At 72.3% G+C, this 25,563-nt stretch carries 24 protein-coding genes; 7 read left to right on the top strand and 17 right to left on the bottom strand.

The window, feature by feature from the left end; all coding sequences use genetic code 11:
• Positions 1–7: 7 nt before the first annotated feature.
• Positions 8–2,785, bottom strand: coding sequence for an ATP-binding protein (locus tag ACFYL6_RS11295; protein ID WP_387170205.1), 2,778 nt, complete (start codon positions 2,783–2,785; stop codon positions 8–10).
• Positions 2,786–2,987: 202 nt separating this feature from the next.
• Here ACFYL6_RS11295 and ACFYL6_RS11290 point away from each other — a divergent pair, with 202 nt between their 5' ends.
• Positions 2,988–4,442, top strand: a complete 1,455-nt coding sequence (locus tag ACFYL6_RS11290; protein ID WP_387170204.1) for a M28 family peptidase — start codon at positions 2,988–2,990, stop codon at positions 4,440–4,442.
• A 60-nt stretch (positions 4,443–4,502) separates the two neighbouring features.
• Here ACFYL6_RS11290 and ACFYL6_RS11285 read toward each other — a convergent pair whose 3' ends face one another.
• Positions 4,503–5,201, bottom strand: coding sequence for an SDR family oxidoreductase (locus ACFYL6_RS11285; RefSeq protein WP_387170202.1), 699 nt, complete (start codon positions 5,199–5,201; stop codon positions 4,503–4,505).
• A gap of 149 nt (positions 5,202–5,350) precedes the next feature.
• Between ACFYL6_RS11285 and htpG the strand changes: the two genes are divergently transcribed.
• Positions 5,351–7,279: a molecular chaperone HtpG gene (htpG, locus tag ACFYL6_RS11280; RefSeq protein WP_387170200.1), complete on the top strand. Its 1,929-nt coding sequence runs from the start codon at positions 5,351–5,353 to the stop codon at positions 7,277–7,279.
• Between the two features lie 56 nt (positions 7,280–7,335).
• Here htpG and ACFYL6_RS11275 read toward each other — a convergent pair whose 3' ends face one another.
• Complete coding sequence (locus tag ACFYL6_RS11275; protein WP_238669590.1) at positions 7,336–7,989, bottom strand: response regulator transcription factor; 654 nt, start codon at positions 7,987–7,989, stop codon at positions 7,336–7,338.
• Entirely contained in the window at positions 7,989–9,107 is a 1,119-nt protein-coding gene (locus tag ACFYL6_RS11270) for a sensor histidine kinase (protein ID WP_387170198.1), read from the bottom strand. The genes ACFYL6_RS11275 and ACFYL6_RS11270 overlap by 1 nt, the downstream gene beginning before the upstream one ends.
• 109 nt (positions 9,108–9,216) lie before the next feature.
• Here ACFYL6_RS11270 and ACFYL6_RS11265 point away from each other — a divergent pair, with 109 nt between their 5' ends.
• Entirely contained in the window at positions 9,217–10,629 is a 1,413-nt protein-coding gene (locus ACFYL6_RS11265; RefSeq protein ID WP_387170196.1) for a nitrilase-related carbon-nitrogen hydrolase, read from the top strand.
• On the opposite strand, the gene ACFYL6_RS11260 is transcribed toward ACFYL6_RS11265, so the two are convergent.
• Positions 10,574–11,266, bottom strand: coding sequence for a nitroreductase family protein (locus tag ACFYL6_RS11260; protein WP_387170194.1), 693 nt, complete (start codon positions 11,264–11,266; stop codon positions 10,574–10,576). The two genes, ACFYL6_RS11265 and ACFYL6_RS11260, sit on opposite strands and share 56 nt — an antisense overlap.
• Complete coding sequence (locus ACFYL6_RS11255; protein ID WP_387170193.1) at positions 11,263–11,598, bottom strand: ArsR/SmtB family transcription factor; 336 nt, start codon at positions 11,596–11,598, stop codon at positions 11,263–11,265. Before ACFYL6_RS11255 ends, ACFYL6_RS11260 begins: the two co-directional genes overlap by 4 nt.
• Before the next feature lie 65 nt (positions 11,599–11,663).
• On the opposite strand from ACFYL6_RS11255, the gene ACFYL6_RS11250 reads away from it, so the two are divergent.
• Complete coding sequence (locus tag ACFYL6_RS11250; protein ID WP_387170191.1) at positions 11,664–12,326, top strand: ThuA domain-containing protein; 663 nt, start codon at positions 11,664–11,666, stop codon at positions 12,324–12,326.
• Between the two features lie 68 nt (positions 12,327–12,394).
• On the opposite strand, the gene ACFYL6_RS11245 is transcribed toward ACFYL6_RS11250, so the two are convergent.
• The 3 genes from ACFYL6_RS11245 to ACFYL6_RS11235 form a co-directional block, all read right to left on the bottom strand.
• Positions 12,395–12,760, bottom strand: a complete 366-nt coding sequence (locus ACFYL6_RS11245) for a hypothetical protein (protein WP_387170189.1) — start codon at positions 12,758–12,760, stop codon at positions 12,395–12,397.
• A 122-nt stretch (positions 12,761–12,882) separates the two neighbouring features.
• Positions 12,883–14,070, bottom strand: a complete 1,188-nt coding sequence (gene dinB / locus ACFYL6_RS11240) for a DNA polymerase IV (RefSeq protein ID WP_387170187.1) — start codon at positions 14,068–14,070, stop codon at positions 12,883–12,885.
• A gap of 57 nt (positions 14,071–14,127) precedes the next feature.
• Positions 14,128–14,598 (bottom strand): VOC family protein, encoded by a 471-nt coding sequence (locus ACFYL6_RS11235; protein WP_387170185.1) that lies wholly within the window; start codon positions 14,596–14,598, stop codon positions 14,128–14,130.
• A 61-nt stretch (positions 14,599–14,659) separates the two neighbouring features.
• Between ACFYL6_RS11235 and ACFYL6_RS11230 the strand changes: the two genes are divergently transcribed.
• Positions 14,660–15,637, top strand: a complete 978-nt coding sequence (locus ACFYL6_RS11230; protein WP_387170183.1) for a helix-turn-helix transcriptional regulator — start codon at positions 14,660–14,662, stop codon at positions 15,635–15,637.
• On the opposite strand, the gene ACFYL6_RS11225 is transcribed toward ACFYL6_RS11230, so the two are convergent.
• The 4 genes from ACFYL6_RS11225 to ACFYL6_RS11210 all read right to left on the bottom strand — a co-directional run bounded on the left by ACFYL6_RS11225 (position 15,529) and on the right by ACFYL6_RS11210 (position 19,935).
• A complete protein-coding gene (locus ACFYL6_RS11225) occupies positions 15,529–16,125 on the bottom strand; it encodes a GNAT family N-acetyltransferase (protein ID WP_387170181.1) in 597 nt (198 codons plus the stop codon). The genes ACFYL6_RS11230 and ACFYL6_RS11225 overlap by 109 nt on opposite strands.
• Positions 16,122–16,646, bottom strand: coding sequence for a GNAT family N-acetyltransferase (locus ACFYL6_RS11220; protein ID WP_387170180.1), 525 nt, complete (start codon positions 16,644–16,646; stop codon positions 16,122–16,124). Before ACFYL6_RS11220 ends, ACFYL6_RS11225 begins: the two co-directional genes overlap by 4 nt.
• Positions 16,647–17,105: 459 nt before the next feature.
• Complete coding sequence (locus ACFYL6_RS11215) at positions 17,106–18,680, bottom strand: FMN-binding glutamate synthase family protein (protein WP_387170178.1); 1,575 nt, start codon at positions 18,678–18,680, stop codon at positions 17,106–17,108.
• Positions 18,681–18,825: 145 nt separating this feature from the next.
• Positions 18,826–19,935, bottom strand: coding sequence for a peptidoglycan-binding protein (locus tag ACFYL6_RS11210; RefSeq protein WP_387170176.1), 1,110 nt, complete (start codon positions 19,933–19,935; stop codon positions 18,826–18,828).
• Positions 19,936–20,251: 316 nt separating this feature from the next.
• Here ACFYL6_RS11210 and ACFYL6_RS11205 point away from each other — a divergent pair, with 316 nt between their 5' ends.
• On the top strand, positions 20,252–21,364 hold the full coding sequence (locus tag ACFYL6_RS11205) for a hypothetical protein (protein ID WP_387170175.1): 1,113 nt from the start codon (positions 20,252–20,254) through the stop codon (positions 21,362–21,364).
• Positions 21,365–21,667: 303 nt separating this feature from the next.
• Positions 21,668–23,005: an MFS transporter gene (locus ACFYL6_RS11200; RefSeq protein WP_387170173.1), complete on the top strand. Its 1,338-nt coding sequence runs from the start codon at positions 21,668–21,670 to the stop codon at positions 23,003–23,005.
• Between the two features lie 44 nt (positions 23,006–23,049).
• On the opposite strand, the gene ACFYL6_RS11195 is transcribed toward ACFYL6_RS11200, so the two are convergent.
• From ACFYL6_RS11195 to ACFYL6_RS11180, 4 genes are all read right to left on the bottom strand, one after another.
• Positions 23,050–23,436 carry a VOC family protein gene (locus tag ACFYL6_RS11195; protein WP_387170172.1) on the bottom strand — a complete coding sequence of 129 codons (387 nt, stop codon included), beginning with the start codon at positions 23,434–23,436 and terminating at the stop codon, positions 23,050–23,052.
• Complete coding sequence (locus ACFYL6_RS11190; RefSeq protein ID WP_387170170.1) at positions 23,433–23,582, bottom strand: hypothetical protein; 150 nt, start codon at positions 23,580–23,582, stop codon at positions 23,433–23,435. The genes ACFYL6_RS11195 and ACFYL6_RS11190 overlap by 4 nt, the downstream gene beginning before the upstream one ends.
• 152 nt (positions 23,583–23,734) lie before the next feature.
• Positions 23,735–24,151, bottom strand: a complete 417-nt coding sequence (locus ACFYL6_RS11185; RefSeq protein ID WP_387170168.1) for a YchJ family protein — start codon at positions 24,149–24,151, stop codon at positions 23,735–23,737.
• 177 nt (positions 24,152–24,328) lie between these two features.
• Complete coding sequence (locus tag ACFYL6_RS11180; RefSeq protein ID WP_387170166.1) at positions 24,329–25,429, bottom strand: magnesium and cobalt transport protein CorA; 1,101 nt, start codon at positions 25,427–25,429, stop codon at positions 24,329–24,331.
• Positions 25,430–25,563: the final 134 nt, after the last annotated feature.

The raw sequence follows: 25,563 nt of genomic DNA, 5'->3' as shown, positions 1-25,563 counted from the left end.
CCGGCGCTCAGGTCAGTCGACGCTCGATGGTCACCGTCGTCCCCTCGGCGGTGGAGACCAGCCGCACGTCGCCGTAGGCGTTCATCAGCAGCGCGCCGCGTCCCCGGTCCATCGCCGGTCGGCGGTCCCGCCACGTGCCGAAGTCGCGCACCGAGATTCGGATCAGGTCGCCACCCACCTGGACCCGCACCCGCACCTCCGGACGGCTGGGCCGCTGCGCGTGCTCGACGGCGTTGTTGATGGCCTCGGAGGCGGCGAGCAGGAGATCTTCCAGCACGTCCGGATCGACGTCCAGCTCGCCCAGCGCGCCCCGGACGTCCCGACGCATCGCCGCGGCCGAGGTGGGTGCGGACGGGTACGTCCACCCGACGTCCAGGAGGTCGCCCAGCCCGTCCGGGTCGGCCGGCGCCTCCAGGAGCACGGACGCGTCGCGGACGGGTTCGACCGCCGGGACCGGCGGAACGGGGCTGACCGGGGTGGATCGCGCCGACGGCGCCGCGGCAGCGACCGTCGCCGCGTCGCCGCCGATGGCTGCCCCGGGGGTACGGTTGCGGGCTCGGCGGATGCTGGCCCGGATCCGGGCGATCAACTCGGCCGCGGCGAACGGTTTCACCAGGTAGTCGTCGGCGCCCAGGCTCAGGCCCTCCACGCTCGCCTCCCCACCGGCACGGGCGGAGAGCACCAGCACCGGCAGCGCCCGGGTCACCGGGTCCGCGCGCAGTCGGCGCACCAGGTCGAAGCCGTCCAGCACCGGCATCATCACGTCGGTCAGGACCAGGTCGGGCAGGTCGCGGTGGATCTCGTCGAGGGCCTGCCGGCCGTCGGTGACGGCCCGCACCCGCCAGCCCTGCCCGGCGAGCAGCCGGGTGAGGTACGCCCGCATGTCGGCGTTGTCGTCGGCGAGCAGGATCCGGGCCCCGGCCAGCTCGTCCGTGGCCGGCCAGGACGTGGGATCGGGCTCGGTCACCGCGTCGTCCGGTTCGCTGAGCCAGCCCATCGCCTCCTCGACGGCGGCGCGGGCCGCGTCACCCCGCGCGTCCACCGCCGGCCCGGTGACGGCGGTGCGGTACGCCGCCGACCAGGGCAGCGTCACGGTGAACCTGCTGCCCACGCCCACCTGGCTGGTCACTCGCACGTCGCCGCCCTCCAGTCGCGCCAACTCGTGCACCAGGGCCAGACCGATGCCGGTGCCCTCGTGACTGCGCGAGCGGGCGCCCCGCACCCGGTGGAAGCGTTCGAAGAGTTTCGGCAGGTCCCGTTCCGCGATGCCGATGCCGGTGTCCGCGACGGTGAGGCGCACCTCCTCGTCGTCGGCGTCGAGGGTGACCCGGATCCGGCCGATGAACGTGTACTTCAGCGCGTTGGAGAGCAGGTTCGTGACGATGCGTTCCCAGTTGACCGGGTCGACCGCGACCGGCCGGGGCAGCGGTGGACAGCTCACCTCGAGAGTCAGCCCGGCCCGCTCGACGGCGGCCCGGAACACCCCGGCGAGCTCGGCGGTCAGCGCGGCGAGGTCGACCACCCGGGCGTCGCTGCGCGCCCGCCCGGCCTCCAGGCTGGAGAAGGTGAGCAGGCTGTTGACAAGGGTCAACAGTCGGGTGGCGTTACGCCAGCCGGTCTCCACCCGCTCCCGCTGCACCGCCGCCAGCGGCGCGGTGGCGTCGGTGAGGGCGTCGGTCAGCGGGCCGAGGATGAGGGTCAACGGGGTACGGAACTCGTGGCTGACGTTGGCGAAGAAGTCGGTCTTGACCCGGTCCAGTTCCGCCATCGCCTCGACCCGGCGCCGCTCCTCCTCGTACTCCTGTGCGTTGCGCACCGCCACGGAGATCTGCTGGGCGAGGAGCTGGTTGAAGGAGCGGTACGCCTCGTCGAGCCCTCGGCTGGGGCTGACCCCCGCGAGCAGGACGCCGCGGGGTTGGTCCTCGTCGCCGGAGGGCAGCGGCAGCGCCAGCGCGGTGTGGACCGGGTCGTCCCACGGGCCGGCGGGCAGCGGCAGCCGGTCGGCGACGTCGGTCACCTGGGTCGCCCGGCCCTCGGCGGCGTCCGCCAGCCCCCAGGCGTACGCGGGCGGGCCCGGGTCGGTCAGCTCGACGGCGTCCGGTAGGGCCCCGGCGTGCCCCTGGTCGCCGCCGGTGCAGGCGACCCGGCGCAGCGCCGTGCCGTCGCGCAGGTAGATGGCGGCGAACGGCACGTCCAGGGGGTGGCCGTCGATGACGTCGATCAGCCGAGCGCTGGTGGCGTCCACGTCGACGGTGCGCCCGTCGCCGAGCACGGACAGGTCGCGCAGCAGACGGAGCCGGCGTTCGCCGACCACCTGCTGGGTGACCTCGCTGCACACGGTCAGCACGCCGACGGTGCGGCCGTCGTCGTCGCGGGCCGGGGCGTGCGAGACGCTGAAGTACGCCTCCTCGCGGTAGCCGGCCCGCTCCAGCAGCAGTTGCAGCGCGGGGACCCAGCTGGCCACCCCGGTCGCCATGGCCTCCTCGATCAGCGGGGCGAGCACGTCCCAGCCCTCGGCCAGGGTCACCCGCACGTCGTCGCCGAGCGCGGCGGGGTGCTTGTCGCCGATCAGGGCGGAGTACGCGTCGTTGTAGAGCTGGGAGTAGCTCTCACCCCAGAGCAGCAGCATGGGGTATCGGGAGGAGAGCACCATGCGAACGGCGGCGCGCAGGCTCTGTGGCCATCCGTCGACCGGGCCGAGCGGGGTGCGGGCCCAGTCGAGCTCCGCCATCAACCGCCCGGTGTCGCCGCCGCCGAGAAACAGCTCAGTATCGGGTCGTGTCACGCTCGATCCGACCCCATCGCAAGCCCCCGTTCCGGGCCCGACGACCCCTGCCGCGTTACCTACCCATCCTGACACCTCTACTCACCTGTGCCGACGCCGGTACCCATCGTCGAACCGGCGGCGGTTCGGGACGAACGACCGATGCTCCAGAAATAGATATCTGTAAGTGTCTCGGGTATCTCTCCAACCCCGAGGAGCCCCCATGAGAGGCAGAACGCTGAGCGCGGGAATCGCGCTTGCCGTGTTCGCCGGGATGACGGTGACGCTGGCCACCCAGCCGGCGACCGCGTCACCTTCGACCGCGACGACGGCGGTGACCCGGCCGATCGCCGCGACCGCCGCCGCGTTGGCCGCACCGGACATCTCCGTCACCAACGTCCAGGCGCACCTGACCCAGTTCAACGCCATCGCCACCAGCAACGGTGGCAACCGACGGGCCGGCTCGGCCGGCTACACCGCCTCGCTCAACTACGTCAAGACCAGGCTCCAGTCGGCCGGCTACACCGTCAGCGAGCAGTACTGCTCCAGCTGCACGTACCCCTCGAACAACCTCATCGCCGAGTGGCCCGGCGGCCCGGCCGACCAGGTGGTCATGTTCGGCGCGCACCTGGACGGCGTCTCGGCCGGGCCGGGCATCAACGACAACGCCACCGGCTCGTCGACCCTGCTGGAGAACGCGCTGGTCCTGGCCGCGCAGAACCCGACCATGACCAAGCGGGTGCGGTTCGCCTGGTGGACCGACGAGGAGCAGGGGCTCAACGGCTCCCGGTTCTACGTCAACTCGCTCAGCGCCACCCAGCGCGGCTACATCAAGGGTTACTACAACTTCGACATGGTCGGCTCGATCAACGGCGGCTACTTCATCAACCGGGTCACCTCGACCACGGCGGCGCCGCTGAAGGCCTACTGGGACTCGTTGGGCCTGCAACCGGAGGAGAACGTCGAGGGCCAGGGCCGCTCCGACGACTACTACTTCCAGCAGGCCGGCATCCCCACCTCGGGCTACGCCGCCGGCGCCAGCGCCCGCAAGACCAGCTCGCAGGCGGCCAAGTGGGGCGGCACCGCCAACTCCGCGTACGACCCCTGCTACCACCGGTCCTGTGACACCACCGGCAACGTCAGCGCCACCGTGCTGAACCGGGCCGCCGACGGTGTCGCGTTCGCGCTGTGGCAGCTCGCCGTGAGCGGCGGCACCCCGACCTGCGCCGGCGGTCAGGTGGTCGGAAACGGTGGCTTCGAGAGCGGCAGCACACCGTGGACCGCGTCCTCCGGCGTGATCACCAACGCCAGCGGCCAGCCGGCCCGGACCGGGTCGTACAAGGCCTGGCTCAACGGGTACGGCAGCACCCGCACCGAGAGCCTGTCGCAGTCGGTGACCCTGCCGGCCGGGTGCGCCACGTACACGCTGTCGTTCTGGCTGCACATCGACACCGCCGAGACCACCAGCTCGACGGCGTACGACCGGCTCACGGTGCAGTTGGGATCGACCACGCTGGCGACGTACTCGAATCTGAACGCCGCGACCGGCTACGTGCAGCGCAGCCTCAACGTGGCCGGGTTCGCCGGGCAGACGGTGACGCTGCGGTTCAACGGCACCGAGGACTCGTCGTTGCAGACCACCTTCGTGATCGACGACGTGACGTTGCAGGCGAGCTGACCGCGTACCCGAGAAAGGGCCGCCACCGGTTCTCCCGGTGGCGGCCCGTCGCGTCGTGGGTCAGGGGAGCTGTGGGTAGAGCGCGGCGACGCCGCCGGCCAGCCCGGCCTGCACCTGGCGGCTGAGGTCGTCGGCGAGGATCTCGTACGCATCGGCCTCGATGCCGTCCACGCCGATCCGGGCGATCGCCGCCGGGTCGGACTTCGGGCCGGTGATGTCGGCGGCCATGTCGGTGTCCAGGTAGCCGACGTGCAGGCCGGAGACCCGGACGCCCCGGTCGGCGAGCTGGACGCGCAGCACGTTGGTCATCGCCCACTCGGCGGACTTTGCGGCGCTGTAGGCCGCGTGGGTCGGGGAGCCGAACCAGGACAGCACGGAGAGCACGTTGAGGATCGTTCCGCCGCCGTTGCCGGCGATCACCGGCGCGAACGCCCGGATGGTCGACAGGGTGCCGATGTAGTGCGTCTCCAGCTCCAGCCGGACGAGGTCCAGGTCGCCGTCGAGGAGGTCGGTCCGGGTGTCGATGCCGGCGTTGTTGATCAGCAGGTTCACGCCGCCGGCCAGCTCGGCGGCGGCGGCCACCGAGGCGGGGTCGGTGATGTCGAGGCGGACCGGCGTGACCCCGGGCAGGTCGACGCTGTCCGGGTTGCGGGCGCCGGCGTAGACGGTGGCGCCCCGGGCGAGGAGTTCGGCGGCCAGGTGCCGGCCGAGGCCACGGTTGGCGCCGGTGACGAGGGCGGTGCTTCCAGCGATCTTCATGGCCGCCACGCTATCCGACCTGGCTTCTGTTGAGCAAAGTCAGCTATCTCACCGGGACGACCGGCCGGATCGGGAATACGACCCGGACGCGGCCACAGCCGGACCGGTGACGACTCGTATCCTTTCCGCGAACCTCCGTACGAGCCGAGATGGGAGACGGTGTGAGCAACCAGGCCGAAACGTTGGAATTCCAGGCCGAGGCGCGTCAGCTCCTCCAGTTGGTGGTCCACTCGATCTATTCGAACAAGGACGTCTTCCTGCGGGAACTCATCTCGAACGCGTCCGACGCACTGGACAAGCTCCGGCTGGCCACCCTCGTCGACAAGGACCTCGTCGCCGACACCGACGACCTGCACGTCGCCCTGGAGATCGACCGGGACGCCCGCACCCTCACCGTGCGGGACAACGGCATCGGGATGACCCGCGACGAGGTCGTCCAACTGATCGGCACGATCGCCAAGTCGGGCACCGCCGAGCTGCTGCGCCAGCTGCGCGAGTCCGCCGACGCCCACGCCAAGCAGGACCTCATCGGCCAGTTCGGCGTCGGCTTCTACGCCGCGTTCATGGTCGCCGACCGGGTCACCCTGCTGACCCGCAAGGCCGGCGAGACCGGCGGCACCCGTTGGGAGTCCACCGGCGAGGGCACGTACTCGATCGAGGCGGTCGACGAGGCGCCGCAGGGCACCACGGTGACCCTGCACCTCAAGCCGGCCGACACCGAGGACAACCTGCACGACTACACCGCCGAGTGGACCGTCCGCGAGATCGTCAAGCGCTACTCCGACTTCATCGCCTGGCCGATCCGGATGAGCGTCGAGCGCCCCGGCGCCGACGGCGAGGCCGCCACCCGCGAGGTGCAGACCCTCAACTCGATGAAGGCGCTCTGGGCGCGGCCCCGCGACGAGGTGGACGCCGCCGAGTACAACGAGTTCTACAAGCACGTGAGCCACGACTGGGCCGACCCGCTCGAGGTCGTACACATGAAGGGCGAGGGCACCTTCGAGTACGAGGCGCTGCTGTTCCTGCCCAGCCACGCCCCCCTGGACCTGTTCTCCCCGCAGGGCCGCCGTGGCGTCCAGCTCTACGTCAAGCGCGTCTTCATCATGGACGACTGCGAGGCGCTGGTCCCGACCTACCTGCGCTTCGTCAAGGGTGTGGTCGACGCGCACGACCTGTCGCTGAACATCTCCCGGGAGATCCTCCAACAGGACCGGCAGATCCAGATCGTCCGCCGCCGCCTGGTCAAGAAGATCCTCGCCACGGTCAAGGACCTCAAGGCCAACCACGCCGAGCGCTACCGCACCTTCTGGACCGACTTCGGCGCGGTGGTCAAGGAAGGGCTGATCGACGACACCGACAACCGGGACACCCTGCTGGGCATCCTGTCGGTGGCCTCCACCAACGACTCGGCCGAACCCACCGACCTGGCCGGCTACGTGTCGCGGATGAAGGACGGCCAGAGCGACATCTGGTACGCCACCGGCGAGTCCCGGGCCGCCATCGAGAACTCTCCGCACCTGGAGGCGTTCCGGGCCAAGGGTCACGAGGTGCTGCTCCTCACCGACCAGGTCGACGAGGTGTGGGTCGAGCGGGTCGGCGAGTACGACGGTCGGCCGCTGCGCTCGATCGCCAAGGGCGAGATCGACCTGGACACCGACGAGGAGAAGCAGCAGGCCGAGGCCGAGCGCGAGCAGCAGCGACAGGAGTTCGCCGGGCTGCTGGACTGGCTGGGGACCACCCTCACCGACAGCGTCCGCGAGGTCCGCCTGTCGTCGCGGCTGACCACCTCACCGGCCTGCGTCGTCGGCGACGCCCACGACCTCACCCCGACCCTGGAGAAGATGTACCGGGCGATGGGGCACGAGATCCCCACGACCAAGCGGATTCTGGAGATCAACCCCGGTCACCCGCTGGTGTCCGGGCTGCGCAAGGCCCACGAGCAGGGCAGCGACACCGCCGCCCTGACCGAGACCGCCGAGCTGCTCTACGGCCTGGCGGTGCTCGCCGAGGGCGGTGAACTGACCGACCCGGCCCGCTTCACCCGGACGCTCGCCGACCGGCTGGCGCGCACCCTGTAGGCGTACCCCCCCCGGCCGGCGGCCCGCCCGAGCAGCGGGCGCGCCGGCCGGTCCCGTCACCGGCCGGGGATCACCAGACCCGACTCGTACGCGATCATCACCGCCTGGGCGCGGTCGCGCAGGTGCAGTTTGGTGAGCAGGTTGCCGACATGGGTCTTCACCGTGTGCTCGCTGAGGTGGTGGTGGGCGGCGATCTCGGCGTTGGACAGACCGGCCGCGATCAGGCGCAGCACGTCCGTCTCACGGGCGGTCAGAGCGGTCACCGCGGCGGCCCGGGCGGGGTCCGGATGGCCGCGCCGGTGCAGTTCGCCGATCACCCGGGCGGTGACGGCGGGAGCGAGCAGCGCGTCCCCGGCGGCCACCACGCGGACCGCGTTCACCAGGTCGGCTCGGGGAGCGTCCTTGAGCAGGAAGCCGCTGGCCCCGGCCCGCAGGGCCGCGTACAGGTAGTCGTCGGTGTCGAACATGGTCAGGGCGAGGACCCGGCTCGGGGTGAGCGCGCAGACCTGGCGGGTCGCGGCGACACCGTCCAGGACGGGCATCCGCATGTCCATCAGGACGACGTCGGGACGGTGTTCGCGGGCGGCCCGCACGGCGGCCGCGCCGTCGGGGGCCTCGGCGACCACCTCGATGTCCGGCTCGGCGCCGAGGATGGTGGCGAACCCCGCCCGGAACAGATCCTGATCATCGGCGAGTACGACCCGCAGCATCAGACCACCGCCGACGCCGACAGCGGCAGGGTGGCGGTCACCGTGAAGCCGTCACCGTCGGAGGCCGGGCCGGTGTGCAGGGTGCCTCCGCAGGCGTGGGCGCGCTCGCGCATGCCGACGATCCCGTAGCCGGGCAGGCCGGCGTCGGACGGCCGGTAGCCGCGGCCGTCGTCGCTGACCGACACGGTAAGCGAGTTCGCCGTCTGGTCCAGTCGGACGCGAACCGATCGTGCCCCGGCGTGCCGAACCACGTTGGTCAGGGACTCCTGCACGATCCGGTAGGCGGCCACCCCGACGTCCGGGGGCGGTGCGAGCGGCGGCTCGACGGCACCTCCGATGGGCGAGACGGTGAGCACGGCATCGAGGCCGGCGGCGCGGACCCGCTCGACGAGGACGGGAAGGTGGTCCAGACCCGGCTGGTCGAGTGGTTGGTCGGCGGGTTCGTACAGGCTGCCGACCGCGCGGCGGAGCTGGACGACCGCGTCCCTGCCGGTGGCGGCGATCGTGGCGAACGTGGCATCGGCGCGATCCGGCTGGTGCCGGACCAGCAGCGGACCCGCCTCCGCCTGGACGATCATGACGCCGACCGCGTGGGTGAGGATGTCGTGCAGGTCGCGGGCGATCCGGGCGCGTTCGCGCAGCACCGCCGCCGCACGTTCACCGGCGATGCGACGATCGCGTTCGTCGAGGGCCGCGGCCTGGGTCCGGCGGGCCCGGGTGCCGGTGCCCAGCGCGTACGCGAAGAGGTAGGCGACCGACAGGTAACGCAGCACCTCCACGTCCGGGTGGGGATAGAGCAGCGAGACCAGCAGGCCGGCGGCGGTGAGCGCGACGCCGAGCAGGCGGATCGGCAGGGAGGCCCGCGCCGCGAACGTGTAGAGGCAGACCAGCGGCCCGACCGGCAGCAGTGGGGGCGCGCCGAGCGAGGCGGAGACAGTCGTGGCGACACCCACGACCAGGGCGACCCGGAGCAACGCCCGGTCCCGCCACAGCACCGGCACCGACGACGCGACCGCGAGCGGCAGCACCCACCACGCGCGTAGCCCACCGGCCAGGGCGGGCAGCACGGTCGCGGCGACGGCGACCACGGTGACGGCGAGATTGACGTACCGCTTCACCTCGGCAGTATCGTCCGACCCGGCACGCTGACGCCTCCCTCCACGGGACCAGATCGATCCCGGCCCGCACGGCGATCCGTCCCGGCCGCCCCCGCCGCACGCTCGACACATGATGACGATCCTCGCCACGCTCCTGAGTGGCCTGCTCTGGCTCGGTGGCACCGGGCTGCACCCGGTCCCCGCGCTGACCTGGCTCGCCCCGATCCCGCTGGTCCTCGCCTCGACGCGGGTACGCCCGCGGACCGCGTTCTGCGCGACAGCCCTCGCCTGGTTGATCGGTCAGGGCGGCGTGCTCGGCTACTACCTCGGCGCGCTGCGACTACCGGCCCCCGTGGTCGCCGGCGTGGTCCTGCTCGGCGTCGGTCTGGCGACCGGCGCGATCCTGCTCGCCCGGGTGCTGCTGCTGCGTCGACGAACCGTCCTCGCCGTCCTCGCCGTGCCCTCGCTCTGGGTGCTGGGGGAGTACGCCGCGTCCCGCGTGTTGCCGCACGGCGCCTGGTGGAGCCTCGCCTACACCCAGGCCGATGTCCGCCCGGTGATCCAACTGACCGCGCTCACCGGCGTCTGGGGCGTCACCTACCTGCTGCTCGCCGTCCCCATCGCCCTCGCCGCCCTGCGCGGAAGTCCACGCCCCGCCCTCACCTGCCTGCTCGTCCTCCTGCTCGGCGCCGGCGGGTGGTCGGCCTGGTCACTGAGCCGTTCGCCCGACCCGGCCGAGCCGCTGACCGTCGGCCTGGTGGCCCTGCGGCAGCCCGAGGACGGGCTCCCGATCGACGAGCCGACCGGCCGTGACCTGCTCGCCCGTTACGCCGCGCGGGTCGAGGGCCTGGTCGCCCGTGGGGCACGGATCGTCGTACTGCCGGAGAAGGTGTTCGCCGTGTCGGACACGACGATGCCCGTGCTCGTGGCCGCGCTCCGGCAGACCGAGGCTCAGGTCATTGTCGGCGCGGTGCGGCAACGGGCCGGCGGGGCGAGCAACGTCGCGCTGGTCCTCGAACCGGGTGGGACCGTCGCGACGTACGAGAAACAGCACCTCATCCCGGGCCTGGAGGACTGGCTGACGCCGGGTGACGGCGAGGTTATCGTGGACGGGCGGTTCGGCGTCGCGATCTGCAAGGACCTCGACTATCCCGAACTGGTCCGGCGGTACCGGGCGCAGGGCGCCTCGGTGCTGCTCGTTCCCGGCCTGGACTTCACCTCCGATGGCTGGTTGCACGGACGGATGGCCCTGGTCCGGGGCGTGGAGAACGGGCTCGTCGTGGTCCGGGCCGCGGCGTTCGGCCGGCTGACGGTCACCGACGCCGGCGGCAGGATGGTGGGCGAGGCCACCGCCGGTGACGCGGAGCTGCTGGTCGCTGCTCCGACGTCGGGGTGGGGCACTGTCTATTCGCGTACCGGAGACTGGTTTGCGCTGTTGTCCGTGGCCCTGCTGGTCCTGGCCGTGGGTGGGGCGCGGTGGTGGCCGGCTACCAGCGGTTCCAGTGGGCGAACGCGTCCGCGTCGGCCCGCGGACCGGGCTTGAAGTCGGTGCCCAGGGTGTACGCCACCGGGGTGAGGGCGACCTGCACGACCGTGTCGTAGGGGATGCCGAGCAGTTCGGCCATCTCCCGCTCGTAGCTGAGGTGGCTGGTGGTCCAGGCGGTGCCGAGCCCGCGTTCCCGGGCGGCCAGCATGAAGCTCCAGAACGCCGGGATGACCGAGCCCCATGCCCCCGCCTGCCCGCGCACGCTGTCCAGTTCGGCGCGTGACTCGACGCGTAGACAGGGGATGAGCAGCAACGGGACCTCGTGCAGGTGGTCCGCCAGGTGCGCCAGGCTGCCGGCGATCCGACCCCACTGTTCGGAGGCGAAGTTCATCCGGCTGAATGCCGGCCCGGTGCCGCCCGACGCTGGTGGCGGCGCCATCAGGCCGAGTCGCCACAGTCGGGCGACGGCCGCCCGGGTCTCCTGGTCCTCGACGAAGACGAAGTCCCAGCGCTGCCGGTTGCGGCCGCTGGGTGCCTGAAGCGCGATGCGCAGGCAGTCCTCGATCACGTCGCGGGGGACCGGGCGTCCCAGGTCGAGACGCTTGCGCACGGCGCGGGTCGTGCTCAGGACCTCGTCGGCGGACAGGCCCAGTGTGCTCGGCGGGTTCTTCCCGGTCGGTATGGCGTCGGTCATGCGGGCACTCCCACTCGCTCAGTCACGTCGAGGTTGGCGATGATCGCGGAAAGGACGCCCGGAAACCGGTCGTTGATCTCGTCGGCCCGCAACTCGTGGCGACGGAAACTGCCGTTCGGCGTGACCCGGAGGACACCAGCGGCCCGCAGGACCTTCAGGTGATGCGAGAGCGTGGAGATGCTCACCTCGGACAACGCGTCGAATTTGCCGCAGACGACGCCACCGGCCTGCGCCAACTGTCGTACGACGCTGAGGCGCACCGGGTCGGCGAGGGCGCCGAGCAGGGTGGCCAGGTCGACCGAGGCGAGATCGGGATGATGCAGGGCTCTCATGGACGCCATGCTAGCTTTCATTTCGTGATTTCGAAAATTATCCAAATGATGAGCGGAGCACCGTCATGCCTGTCGACACCGTGATCTTCAGCGGGGAGGGCCCGCACGCCGACCCCTGGCACCCGCTGGCCGAGACCAGTGCCGCGCTGGCCAGGCTGATCGGCGACGAGGGTTCGGTCGCGGTCGTGAACTCCGTCGACCAGCTCGGCGGCGCGCTCGACGGCGCACGCCTGCTGGTGGTGAACGCGAGCGCGGACCGCACGACCCCGATCCCCGAGGACGAGACCGTCGCCCGCATCCTCGACGACTTCCTGGCCCGTGGCGGCAGCCTGCTCGCCGTGCACAGCGCCACGATCGCGTTTCCCCACCTGGCGAGCTGGCGTTCCACGGTCGGCGCCGCCTGGGCCCACGGCCGGACCTTCCACCCGCCGATCGGCCCGAGCCTCATCCGGCGCAGCGACGTCGAACACCCGATCAGCGCCGGGCTCGGGGACTTCGAGGTTCACGACGAGCGCTACACCGACCTGGAGTTGGTCGACGGCGTCGACATCGAACCCCTCTACGTGCACGACGAGGGCGGCGACGTTCACCCGCTGGTCTGGGCGCGCACCGTCGGGAGCAGCCGGATCGTCTACAACGCACTCGGCCACGACGTCCGGTCGTACGAGTCGCCGGGGCACCAGGAGCTACTGCGCCGCATCGTGGCCTGGCTTCGCCACGACAGCTGAACGCTCGGCCGGACGACCGGCCGAGCGTTCGCCCTGTGGCGCGGGTCAGCTCAGGTGGTGGTGGCCCGTCACGCCGCGGAGGCGGCCTTGGAGCCTCGGTGCGATGCCGCCGGGCCGGCGTTCCAGCCCCAGCGGGGGGCCGGTACCGCGGTGTCGCGGCGTCCGTCCGTGTCGACGTCGTCGCTGTCGGTATCGTTGACGGTCAGCTCGACCGAGTCGGGGGCGCTGCGGGCCAGTCGCAGGGAGTGCTCGGCGCCGGTGCGGGCCGCGCACGGCCAGGACTGCCCGGCGCACTGGAGGTTGCGGCACTGGCCCTCGTCGTCCGGCTCGTGTGCGCTGAGCACGTCGACCGCCAACTGCCAGAGCAGCGGGTCGGTCACGTCGTGCGGGCGTTCGGCGGTGCGGCTCGGTCGGTTGCTGGTGTCGTCGGACATCGTGGGCCCCCCTCGTCAGGCTGTACCCCCCAAGGGTCACCCGTCAGCCGCCGGCTAAACCGCCGACCTGCTGTGATGTGTCTCTGATCGCAGCTCTGCCGTGGACGCCGCACGCGTATCGGTCAGTCCGGCAGTAGTGGCATCTCCACCCCCGGCTCCCGGCCGAGCAACACCGCCCGGGTGAGCGCCGCCGATCCGAACCGGTCGCGGACCGCGTCGACCGCGGCGTCCAGATCGGACCCCGAGTCCGGCTGGAACGGCAGCTCAGGCTGGACCGGGTTGTCATCGAGGTTGCCCACCGAGACGCCGATCAGGGTGACCCCACGGCGATCGATCTCGGGCAACGCGGTGCGCAGCAGTGCACGTGCGGCGGCGAGCAGTGGCGTCGTATCCGCCGTCGCCTTGCCCACCGTGTGCGAGCGGGTCGCGCGGGTGTAGTCGCCGAAGCGCAGTCGCAACACCACCGTGCGGCCGGACCGCCCGGCCGCCCGCATCCGCCGGCTGACCCGGTCGACCAGGCCGGCGAGGATGGCGTCCAGCTCCGTCGAGGCGTGCGGGGTACGACTCAGCGCGTGCTGCGCGCCCATCGAACCGCGCCGCCGCCCCACCTGCACCGCCCGGGGGTCGCGATTGTGCGCCAGCGCGTGCAGGTGCCGGCCGGCGCCCGCACCGAGCAGCGACACCAGCGCCGCCTCACCGAGGCGGGCCACCTCCCCGACGGTACGGATCCGGCGTTCCCGCAGTTTGGCGGCCGTCACCGGGCCGACGCCCCAGAGCCGTTCCACAGGCAGTGGGTGCAGGAACGCCAGCTCGGCGTCCGGTGCGACCACCAGCAGGCCGTCTGGTTTCGCCACCCCGCTGGCCACCTTGGCCAGGAACTTGGTGCGGGCCACCCCCACGGTGATCGGCAGGTGGACCCGGTCGCGGACCTCCCGGCGCAGCCGTTCGGCGATCTCGGCCGGTGGCCCGACCAGCCGCCGCAGACCACCCACGTCGAGGAACGCCTCGTCGATGGAGAGCCCCTCGACCAGCGGTGTGGTCTGCCGGAAGATCTCGAAGACCGCGCGGCTCGCCGCCGTGTACGCCGACATGCGGGGCGGCACGACGATCGCGTCCGGACAGAGCCGACGCGCCTGCTGGCCGCCCATCGCGCTGCGGACGCCCCGCGCCTTCGCCTCGTAGCTGGCGGCCAGCACCACGCCGCCACCGACGATCACCGGCCGCCCACGCAGGCGCGGGTCGTCGCGCTGCTCGACCGACGCGTAGAACGCGTCCAGGTCGGCGTGCAGGATGCTGGCGCCGGGCGACACGTACACATGTTCGCATGACGCCCGGCCGGTGCGGCAGTGAGCTGGGCGAACGCCCGATCAGTCGAGGCAGAACTCGTTGCCCTCGGGGTCGGCCATGACGAGGTGACCGGCGCCCAACGGGGGAGTGGGCTCGTGTCGACTGAGCCGCTTGGCGCCATGCGAGGCGAGCCGTTCGGCCTCCGCCTCCAGGGCCGCCATCCGCTCGTCACCCTCCAGCCCGGGGGCCGCGCGGACGTCGAGGTGGACGCGATTCTTCACCTGCTTGTGCTCGGGCACCCGCTGGAAGAACAGCCGTGGCCGCGCGCCCTCGGGGTCGACCACCGCCGACGCGTCGTTGCGGTTCTCCGGCGGGACGCCCATCGCCTCCAGCGCCTGGTCCCAGGACTCGAAGTCGCCGGGCGGGGCCTGCACCTGGTAGCCGAGCGCCTCGGCCCAGAACGCGGCCAACCCGGCCGGGTCGGCGCAGTCGAACGTGATCTGGACGTCGCGGGTCACGGCGGATCCCTGTTTCCTGGTCTGGTCGGTCATGATCCCAGCCTCTCGCGGATAGCGGACAGGGTTGTTCCGCTATCCGTGCAACGATCGACGGGTGACCGTCGAGGCGACGACCGAGCGGGTGCTGCGCCTGCTGGCGCTGCTGCAACGACGGCTGTCCTGGACGGCCGCCGAGCTCGCCGCCGAGTTGGGGGTCACCGGCCGGTGCGTGCGCCGCGACGTGCAGCGTCTGCGTGCGCTCGGCTACCCGGTGCACGCGGTGTCGGGCGTCGGTGGTGGCTACCAACTCGGTGCGGGCACCCGGTTGCCGCCGTTGCTCCTCGACGACGAGGAGGCGATCGCCACGGCGGTGTCGCTGCGGCTCGCGTCCGGGGGCACGGTCGCCGGGGCGGGCGAGGCCGCGCTGCGGGCGCTCGCGAAGCTCGACCAGGTGATGCCGTCGCGGCTACGCGCCGAGGTACGGGCGGTGCACGGCGCCACCGACACCCTCATCGGCCCGGTCGCCGAGATCGACGCGGAGTTGCTGGTGACACTGGCCCGGGCCTGTCGGGACGGGGTGCGCGTTCGGTTCCATTATCCCGGCCGGGACGCCGGGGAGCGGGAACGGACGGTCGAGCCGATCCGGATGGTCACGACCGGCCGCCGTTGGTATCTGATGGCCTGGGACGTCGACCGTGACGACTGGCGGACGTTCCGGCTGGACCGGATGCGGGCAGCGGTGGCGACGACCTGGCGTTTCCCGGCACGCGAGCACCCGGATCCGGTCGCCTTCGTGCAGCGGGCCGTGACCGGGGCACCGTACCGGTACGTCGCCCGGGTGCGGGTGCACGCCCCGGCCGACCGGGTGCGCGAGGTGGTCCCGCCCCAGGTGGGGCGGGTCGAGGACGACCGCGACGGGTGGTCCGTGCTGGTCATCGGCGGCGACAACCTGGACTGGCTCGCCGCGCACCTCGCCCGACTGGATCACGAGCTGGAGGTGCTGGAGCCTCCCGAGCTGCGCGAGGCCGCGGGCCGGCTCGCCCGTCGCCTCGCGGTGCTGGCCGGTGCGACGTCGGAGCCCGGCGCGCGGTGACGCAGCGTGTAGTGGCGCAGCGACACCGGGCTGCCGTCGGGAGCGGCCCACGGTGCCGTGCTGGTGCCGACACACCGCCATCCTGCACGCTCGTACACCGCGGCGGCCGCGGCGCCACCGGCGGCCAACTCCAGCACCAGGTCCGTTGCGCGTTTGTCCGCCCACCGGCGGGCCCGGTCCAGCAGCGCGCTGCCCAACGCCAACCCACGGGCCTTCGGCACCACGAAGAGACGTGCCACCTCGGCCGTCGGCCGGCCGGGCGGCCCGCCCGCCGGGTCCGGCACCCGATGCACGGCGACGTGCCCCACGACGGCACCGTCAGCGTCGACGGCAACCCAGGCTCGCGCCGGGTGCGGCTCGCGCAGCCAGCGGTGCGGGTCGGCCGGCCAGTTCAGCGGGTACCGGTCGACCCGGTGGACCTCGGCGAGCGCCGCGACACATCCGTCGAGATCGGTGGCGCGCCGCCGGCGAATGCGCGGTGGGATCACAGGTCATCGAACGGGCTGGCGTAGCGGAACTCGCCCCGGATCGACTCGCGCCACGCGTGCAGCGGCCGAGCCATGAAGTACTGCGGCCCCCACGGCTGAGGCGGAGTCACGCCCAGCTCGACGGCGGGCCGGAACCCGAAGCGCGGGTAGTAGTCGGGGTGCCCGAGCAACACCACCAGCGGCTCGTCCCGCGCGTCGGCCGCGCCGAGCACGGCGTGCATCAACGCGCTGCCGACCCCACGCCGCTGCCAGCCGGGCAGCACGCCCAGCGGCCCCACACCCACCGCCACCGGCGCACCGCCCACCAGGCCGCGGGTGGCCACCACGTGCCCGACCACCCGGCCGTCCGAATCGGTCGCCACCAGGGAGTACGCGGGCAGCCAGCCCTCGTCGGCGCGCAGCGCGTCGACAAGCGTCGCCTCGACCGGTACGCCATCGCCGCCGTCCGCCTTGGCGAAGGCGGCGGAGTGCACCGCCCGAATGGCGTCGACGTCGGCGGGTGTCTCGCGTCTGATCAGCACCGCGCCACCATACGGGTGCCCTCGGCAGCGGCTCCACGCGTTATCCCGTCGCAAGCCGGACGACGCGACGTCCTCGGCCCGCCCCACCCGAGGCGCCGCATGGCGGCGATCGTCTGGACGTTTGCGGTTTCGCGACGGGCCACACGCCCAGCACCGCACCGCCGAGCAACGCCGGAGCGGCGCGGGCCGGTCGGTAGGTCGCCAAACCGACGCGTCTCCGCACCCGCGGCAGCTGGAGGGCCTGTCGCGGAAACGGGCTATGCCTGTGAGTCATATTTATGACTCACAGGCATATCACTCAATGGCGAAACCGGCTCCCGGTCGGAGACCAGCGGGTCAGAGCCAGGCCCGGTCGGAGACCAGCGGGTCAGCGACCGGGTCCGGTCGGAGGCCGCGCGGCGTGGCGGTCAGGCCCGGGCCGAGGTCAGGTCCGAGTCCAGGCCGGGGTCGGGCGTGAACTCAGCCGACGGCGGTGGCTGACGGCGGGGCGCTGCCGCCCCGGGGTGCCTCCGGGGCCATCAGCCGGATGATCTCCGCCTGGTCGGCGGGTGAGGGCAGTCCCCACTCCGGTCGGTAGCCGTACACCTCGTGCAGTGGGGTGGCGCCGGTGCGGCCGTCCAGGATCTCCACGGCGTCGGTCCCGATCAGGCCGGGGTGTTCGACGCCGCAGGCCTCGGCGACCTTGGTCAGGTCCCGGCGCAGCGTTCGCAGGTAGTTGGCCGCCCGGACCGACTTCAACGTCGGGTCCAGGCCCCGGGCGAGCCACGCGTTCTGCGTCGCGACGCCGGTGGGGCAGGTGTCGGTGTGGCACTTCTGTGCCTGGATGCAGCCGATCGCCAGCATCGCCTCCCGACCGACGTTGACCAGGTCGCAGCCGAGCGCGAACGCCACGATGGCGTTGTCCGGCAGGCCGAGCTTGCCGCCGCCGACGAAGACCACCTGCTCGTGCAGGTCGTGCTCGGCGAAGATCTTGTACACCCGGGAGAAGCCCTGCTGGAACGGGAGCGACACGGAGTCGGTGAAGATCAGTGGTGCGGCGCCGGTGCCGCCCTCGCCGCCGTCGATCGTCACGAAGTCCACACCCCGGCCGGTGTCCCGCATCAGGGTGGCCAGTTCCTGCCAGAAGCCCAGGTCACCGACCGCCGACTTGATGCCGACCGGCAGGCCCGTCTCGGCGGCCAGCAACTCCACCCAGTCGAGCAGGCTGTCGCAGTCGGAGAACTCGGCGTGCCGGGACGGGCTGACGCAGTCCTCACCGGCCGGGATGCCCCGGGTGGCGGCGATCTCGGCGGACACCTTCGCCCCGGGCAGCAGACCACCGAGGCTCGGCTTGGCACCCTGGCTCAGCTTGATCTCCAGCGCCCGCACCGGCGCGCCGGCGACCAGGTCCTTCAGCCGGTCGAGACTGAACCGGCCGTGCTCGTCGCGGCAGCCGAAGTACGCCGTGCCGAGTTGGAAGACCAGCTCACCGCCGTTGCGGTGGTACGGCGACAGACCGCCCTCGCCGGTGTTCTGCAGGCAGCCGGCGAGCGCCGCGCCCTTGTTGAGCGCGGTGATGGCGTTGCCGGAGAGCGAGCCGAAGCTCATCCCGGAGATGTTGACGACCGACTCCGGTCGGAACGCCCGGGCCCGCCCCCGTGCCGCGCCGAGCACCTTCGCGCTGGGCAACCGCACGTCGTGCCCGGCGGTCGGTGAGGACGGCGGCACGGCCCGACCGAACGTGCGGTGCTTGATGATCGGATACCCGGGGGTGTACTCGATGTCGTTGTCCGTGCCGAAACCGAAGTAGTTGTTCTCCTGCTTGGCCGAGGCGTACACCCAGCGGCGCTGGTCGCGGGTGAACGGCCGCTCCTCGTTGTTGCCGGCCACGATGTACTGCCGAAGCTCCGGCCCGATCGTCTCCAACAGGTAACGGGCCCTGCCGAGGACCGGGAAGTTGCGCAGCAGCGCGTGGTCGCGCTGGATCAGGTCCCGCGCGGCGAGGGCCGCGACGGCGGCGGCGACAGCGGGTACGGCTCGACGGGCCCAGGTCATGCCGGCACTCTTTCCGCCCGCGCCGTCGGCCAAACCGGCCCGTTGGCACGGACTGGCTGGTCAGGACTCGGGCTGCGAGATCTTGACCACGCCTGGTGACCGGGCTGGCGGCGGTGCGGGTGCGGCCCGCACCGCCGCCACGGGCTCAGCGGTGCCGGAACGACTCGCGGACCGAACCGCCGACGACCGTGCACCAGGTGCTCGTGCTGAGCTTGCCGTTGCGGGGCAGCCCGTGCAGCGCCTGAAGGTCCTGCACCGCCCTGCGGGTGGCGTGGTCGTACGCCCCGGTGACGGTGACCGCGTACCCCTTGGTGGCCAGAATTTCCTGCACGGCCGTGACCGGCGCGCCGGCGGCGTGCTGGTCCAGCTCCGGCGCCAGCGTCTCCCAGGTCGGCGTGGTGAGCGTGGCGTCCACGTCCACCGCGATGCCGTTGCGGGCCTGCCAGTCCTGCACGGCCGCGACGGTCGCCGCGTCGAACGTGCCGCTGACGGTCACCGGGTAACCCCGGTAGGCGAGCAGATGCTGCACCACCCGGACCGAGGGGGAGTTGACGAAACGCCACAGGTCCGGCCAGCGACGCGCCGGCACGTCACCGAGCTTGGTGCCCAGAGCGGCGTGCACCCGCCGCCGCAACTCGGGGAACTGCCGGTAGAAGGCCGCGCCCGGGCACTCGGTGGTGCGGAAGTCCCAGTGGCCGAAGATGTCGTGCGCGTGCAGCCCGTACTGCCGGCAGATCGCGACGCAGAGCTTGACCAGCGAGTCGGTCAACGCATCGGGCGGCGTCTCGGTGACGTAGGTGCCCTCGTTCTCGATGCCGATGGCCCGGCCGTTCTCACCGGGGCAGTGCGCCGAGATCATCTGCCGGTCGCCGGCTTCGAGGCGCTCCAGGCTGCCCCGGCGGCCCTCCAGCACGTAGCCGCCCCGGCTCACCGTGAAGTGCTGGCCGGTGTCCGACCAGCCGTTGCCGTCCATGTGCAGGTCCTGGCAGTCGTGGGCCAGCTTGACCGCCTGCTCGCGGGAGTAGTCGGTGACGTTCGGGAACGCCATGTGGTGCACGATGATCTTGTTGGTGGCGATGGCGCTCACCGACAGCGGGTCCTTCGGCGGGCGGGCGGCCCACTCGTCGCAGCTGATGATCCAGTCCAGGTCGGTGCCCGGCGCGGCCTGCGCCGCGCCCGGGAAGGCGAGTTCGCTCCCGACGACGGCGACCGTGGCGGCGCCGAGACCGGCCCGCAGCAGCGTCCGGCGATCCACTTCGGAATGGTCGACGTGCATTGCATCTCCTCCTGCGGCCGACGGCGGGGGATGAAAAGTAGCTCCAGTGGCCGCACGCACTCCGGAGAATATTGCCAAGACTCGCCCGCGCGCTAGAGGGCGCCCAACCCCGGCAGGCAGCCGGAAAACCGGTCGGCCAGAAGATCAACGCTCCGCTGACCTGGCCGCCGCGTGCTCTTCGCTCACCAGCACCCGGTCGTGGGGGTGCCCCTGCCTGGTCGGCGTTTCCGCGCGTCGGGTCGGGGGTAGGTCCGGGGCTGACCGTTCCGGCTGCCCCTTCGTAAGGAATGACCAGATGAGTGACAACGTCAGCGACGCGGTGGGCGACGCTCTCCGCTCGGTGATGCTCTTCCTGCCCAAGGCCGTCGCCTTCCTGGCGATCCTGGTGGCCGGATGGCTGATCGCCAAGGCCGTACTGAAGATCGTGGAGAAGGTCCTCGAACGGGTGGGCTTCGACCGCGCCGTCGAACGCGGCGGCATCCGCCGCGCGTTGAGCCGCTCCCGGTACGACGCCAGCGACATCGTCGCGAAGCTCGTCTACTACGCGGTGCTGCTGTTCACCCTTCAGCTCGCCTTCGGCATCTGGGGGCCGAACCCGATCTCCGACCTGCTCGGCGCGGTGATCTCGTGGCTGCCCCGGGCCTTCGTCGCGATCGTCATCGTCGTGGTCGCCGCCGCCATAGCCAACGCGGTCAAGGACATCATCAGCGGCGCGCTCGGCGGCCTGTCGTACGGCCGGGTGCTGGCCACCATCGCGTCGGTCTTCATCCTCGGCCTCGGCGTCATCGCCGCGCTGAACCAGATCGGCGTGGCCACCGCGGTCACCACTCCGGTGCTGATCGCCGTACTCGCCACGATCGGCGGCATCCTGGTCGTCGGTGTCGGCGGCGGCCTGATCCGTCCGATGCAGAGTCGTTGGGAGTCGTGGCTGACCCGCGCCGAGCAGGAGTCGCAGCTGATCGCCGAGCACGCCCAGGCGTACCGGGCGGGCCGCCGCGACGCCGAGGCCGAGTTGGCGCGGGCGTCGACTCCCACCAGCGACCCGGAGGCCACCCAGGTGGTGACCCGACCGGCCGACGCCGACGCCACCCAGGTGGTGACCCGACCGGCCGACGCCGACGCCACCCAGGCCGTCCACTTCCCGGTCAGCTCCGATCCCACCCACGTGGTCAGTCGCAGCGCCGTCGACGACGTCACGCCGACGCCGGCCCGGCCCTCGGCGACCGACGACACGACCCAGGTGGTCAGCGGCTCGGCCGATTCGGACGTCACGCAGGTGGTGGGCGCCGGTGCCGACCCCGACACGACCCAGGTGGTCACGGGCGGCATCGACCGCCCGGTGCCCGGGCAGCGCACCAGCGACGACAGCGAGACCACCACCGTCATCCCGCCGGTCGACCGGCGCTGACACCAGCGGTACGGCGGCGGGGCGGGATCGATCTGATCCCGCCCCGCCTCGCGTTGTCCGCCCACCGCGCCCACCCAACACGGCACGCGCTGCTCCGCTCGGCGCGCGCCGCTCCGCACCGTACGCGCCGCTCCGCACCGCACGCGTTGCTCGGCACGCCGAAAGCGCTGGCCGCGGACGCGCCGGTTGTCTAGCATCGCGGGCATGACCTGGCGACATTGATCCAACGGCGTAGGCCGATCCCGTGGGCCACCACGGGCACCGCACCTCCGGTGTCCGTCTCCACTCCCACGGGAAGGCCCCATGACCTCCATCTCCTCGCGCGTGCCCGACCCGGCGGTCCGTCGACTGACGGCGACCCTCTACGGGTACGCGTTCCTCAGCGACCTTGTCCTGCTCTACCCGCTGTACGTGGTGTTCTTCGCCGACACCGGGCTGTCGGTGGGGCAGATCGCGTCGCTCTTCGTCATCTGGTCGGCCGCCGGCATCCTGTTCGAGGTGCCCTCCGGCGCCTGGGCCGACGTGCTGTCCCGTCGGCTGCTGCTGTGCCTCGCCCCGCTGGTGGCCGCCGCCGGTTTCGCGCTCTGGGTGCTGCTGCCGTCGTACCCGGCGTTCGCGGTCGGTTTCCTGCTCTGGGGTGCCGGTGGCGCACTGGTCTCCGGTGCCCTGGAGGCGTTGGTCTGGACCGAGCTGGACCGGCTCGGCGCGGTCGACCGGTACGCCCGGGTGCTCGGGCGGGCGCGGACGGCGGGCGTGCTGGGCGTGGTGGTCTCCGGAGTGCTCGCCGGCCCGGTGCTCGCCGCCGGCGGTTACCCGGCGGTCGGCGCGGCCAGCGTGCTCGCCTGCCTGCTCGCCACGATGGTCGCCACCCGGTTCCCGGAACACCGCGCGCCGAGGGCGGTAGGCGTTCCGGTCGCCGAGTCGGCGCTGGCTGCTCGGTCGGTGGGTGCCAGGCCACCCCGGCCTGAGCCGGACACCGTCCCACCCGCCGGCCCGGACGACGATGGTGACCTGGGCTGGTGGGACACGCTGCGGGCCGGGGTGTCGCAGGTCCGCACCCGCCCGCCGGTACGGGCCGCCGTGCTGCTGGTGGCCGTGGTCGCCGCCGACTGGGGCGCCCTGGACGAGTACACCCCGCTGCTCGCCCTGGACACCGGCGTCGGGGCGCAGGCCGTACCCCTGCTGCTCCTGCTGCTCTGGGCCGGGGTGACCGTCGGTGGGCTGCTCGCCCCGGCGGGGGAGCGGCTGGGCAGCCGCGGCTACGCCGCGCTGCTGGGGCTGGTCGGCGTCGCGCTGGCCGGAGGTGCAGTGCTTCGGCACCCGGCGGGGTTCGTGCTGCTCGCGGTGGCCTTCGGCGCCGCGCAACTGGCCACCGTGCTGGCCGACGCGCGGCTCCAGGCCCGGATCACCGGCAGCAGCCGCGCCACCGTCACCTCCCTGGCCGGGATGGCCACCGATGTGCTGATCATCGTGACGTACGCCGGCTATGGCCTGCTCGCCACGGCGGCCGGCAACGCGGTGGCGTTCGCGCTGACCGGCGGGGCGTACCTCGTGGTGGCGCTGGTGCTGCTGGCCCGCCGCCGGCGCCGGACGGCCGTGCCCACCGGCGTCGCCGCGGCTGTGGCGGTTGGCCCGGAGTGACCGGGGCCCGGCGGCGGCCTCTTCCGGCCGCCGCCGGGCGCACGTCAGCCGGCCATGTGGATGAACGACCACTGGTGGCCGTCGAGGTCCCGGAAGCCGCGCATGTACATCGGCCCGTTGACCATTCCCGGCCCGAGCGCCTCCCCACCGGCGACCGCCGCCTGGTCGACCAGTTCGTCGACCTGCCCCCGGCTCGACGCCGACAGCCCGACGATGACCTCCCGGCTGGTCGCCGTGTCCGTCGTGGCGACCCCGGTGTACGCCTCGAAGCCCGAGCGGAGGTGCAGCACCAGCCGGGTGGTGTCGGAAACGGTGAGCACCATGCTGTCGCCCTCCGGCTCGGTCTGGTCGCTGGTGAAGCCGATCGCCCGGTAGAACTCGGTGGCGGTGGTCAGGTCGCGCACCGGCAGGTTGATGAACGTCATGGTCATCGGTGGTCTCCGTCCGTTTCGAGCAACACCTTCAGTGCGGCGAGTCGTTCCCGCCAGTACGCCTTCAGGTCCGCGGCCTGCTCGGCTCGGGTCAGCTTCTCGTGCAGGATGCCGACCCGGGCCTTGAACGATCTCTGGGTGGGCATCACATGCTCCCGCCGACCCCGGCGGAGTGGGCATGTGGCACCACGTCCCGAGGGCTCCAGGCCCCCTTTGCCTCCGCGTTGCCGGCGGCGTGAGCGCCGGGAGGGAGGTGCGGCCCAGGACTACGCCGATCTCACCCTAGCCCGAACAGCCGTCAGGGTTGGTCACCGTCGAGGTAGACCCACCGGCCGTCCTCGCGGACGAACCGGCTGTGCTCGGTCAACGTGCCGGGCCGGCCCGCGTCCCGGTAGTGCGCGTGGAACGTCACCGTGCCGGCGGTGTCGAGCAGGCCGCCCCGCTCGGTCTCCACGATCTCCAGCCGGGTCCACCGCTGCCCCGGGTCGAGCTCCAGGGAGGTGGGCCGGGTCGAGGAGTGCCAGCTGCGCAGCAGGTAGCCGGAGTCGCCGAGGGCGAAGGCGCTGAACCGGGAGCGCATCAGGGCCTCGGCCGTCGCCGGGGCGTCGCCGCCGTGTGCGGGGGCGCAGCAGTCCGCGTACGCCTGGCCGGAGCCGCACGGGCACACCCGTCCCGTGGTCGCGTTCGGCCGCCGACGTCCCGCACCCTTACCCACGTGGCTATCCTGCCGCACCGCTGCCGCGCCCCGCCCGCCGCCGCCCTGCGCCCGCCTCCCGCCCTCGCGATCTTGCACTTCCTGCTGCGACATAAGTAGTAAAAGACGCGTATCCACCGCACAAAGTGCAAGATCGCCGCGCCGGGGTCGTCGGGGTGGGTGGGCGGGAGTGCGGGGTTAGAGCCAGCCGGAGCGGCGGAACAGGCGGTACAGGAACAGGGCCGCCGCCGCCATCAGGGTGACGGCCCCGGCGTAGCCGTAGCGCCAGGCCAGCTCGGGCATGTGGTCGAAGTTCATGCCGTAGATGCCGGCGATGCCGGTCTGGGTGGCCGCGATGGCCGCCCAGGCCGCGATCTTGCGCATGTCGTTGTTCTGTTCCACGGCGAGTTGCGCCAGCCGTGACTGGACGATCGAGGTGAGCAGGTCGTCGTACGCGGCCACCCGATCCACCGCCCGGCTCAGTCGGCCGTCGACGTCGACGAACCAGCGGTGCAGGGCGCGGGGCGGACCGTCGGGTTCGAGCAGCGTACGCATCGGCCCCTGCAACGGCAGGACCGCCCGCTTGAACTCCACCACCTCCCGTTTGAGCTGGTAGATGTGCTGGATGTCGGTCGTACGGTCGCGGGCGAACACCGCCTCCTCGACGCGCTCCAGGTCGCGTTCCACGTGCCCGGCCACCTCCAGGTAGGAGTCGACCATGCGGGCGCAGACCGCGTACGCCACCGCCCACGGTCCGGCGGCCAACAGTGCGGGGCGGCGTTCGATGTCGGCCCGGACGCTGCGCAGCGCCCCGGCGGCGCCGTGCCGCACCGTGATGGCGAAGCGGTCACCGAGCAGCACCATGACGTCCCCGGTGTCGATCACCTCGGAGGTGTCGGTCAGCTCGTCGTGCTCCACGTACCCGGCGGTGCGCAGGACCAGCAGCGTGACCGACCCGTGGCGCTGCACGGTGGGCCGGTGCCCGTCGGCGAGCGCCTGTTCGACTGTCAGCTCGTCGAGGCCGAAGGTCTGGCCGACCGCGGCGAGCACGGCCGGGCCCGGATCGTGCAGTCCCAGCCACACGAAGGCGTCGCGCCCGTGCCGTGCCCGGGCGTACGCGTCGGCGTAGTGCCGTTGGCCGGGCTCCCGGCGACCGTTGACGTAGACGGCGCAGTCGACAACGGCGTCCGGGTTGGACCGGCGGGGGTTGGGGGAGCCGTCCTCGACCCGTCCGAGCAGTCGACGGGCCAGGGCGCGTACGCCTCGACCGGCCCGGTCCCGTACCGGTCGCTGATCCACCGCGTGCCTCCCCGTCGCCCAGGCGCACCATCCCGATCAGGCATGGTGCCACCGCATTCTGCCGAGCAGGGTCCGGCTCCCGACAGCGGGGCGGCGGTGCGGGCGGCTCGGGCGCGCGGCCCGGTTCAGGCGGG

Source organism: Micromonospora sp. NPDC007208 (genome assembly GCF_042869175.1).
GTDB lineage: Bacteria > Actinomycetota > Actinomycetes > Mycobacteriales > Micromonosporaceae > Micromonospora > Micromonospora foliorum.
The sequence above is the reverse complement of the archived record's forward strand: the minus strand, read 5'-3'. Positions and strand labels throughout refer to the sequence as shown.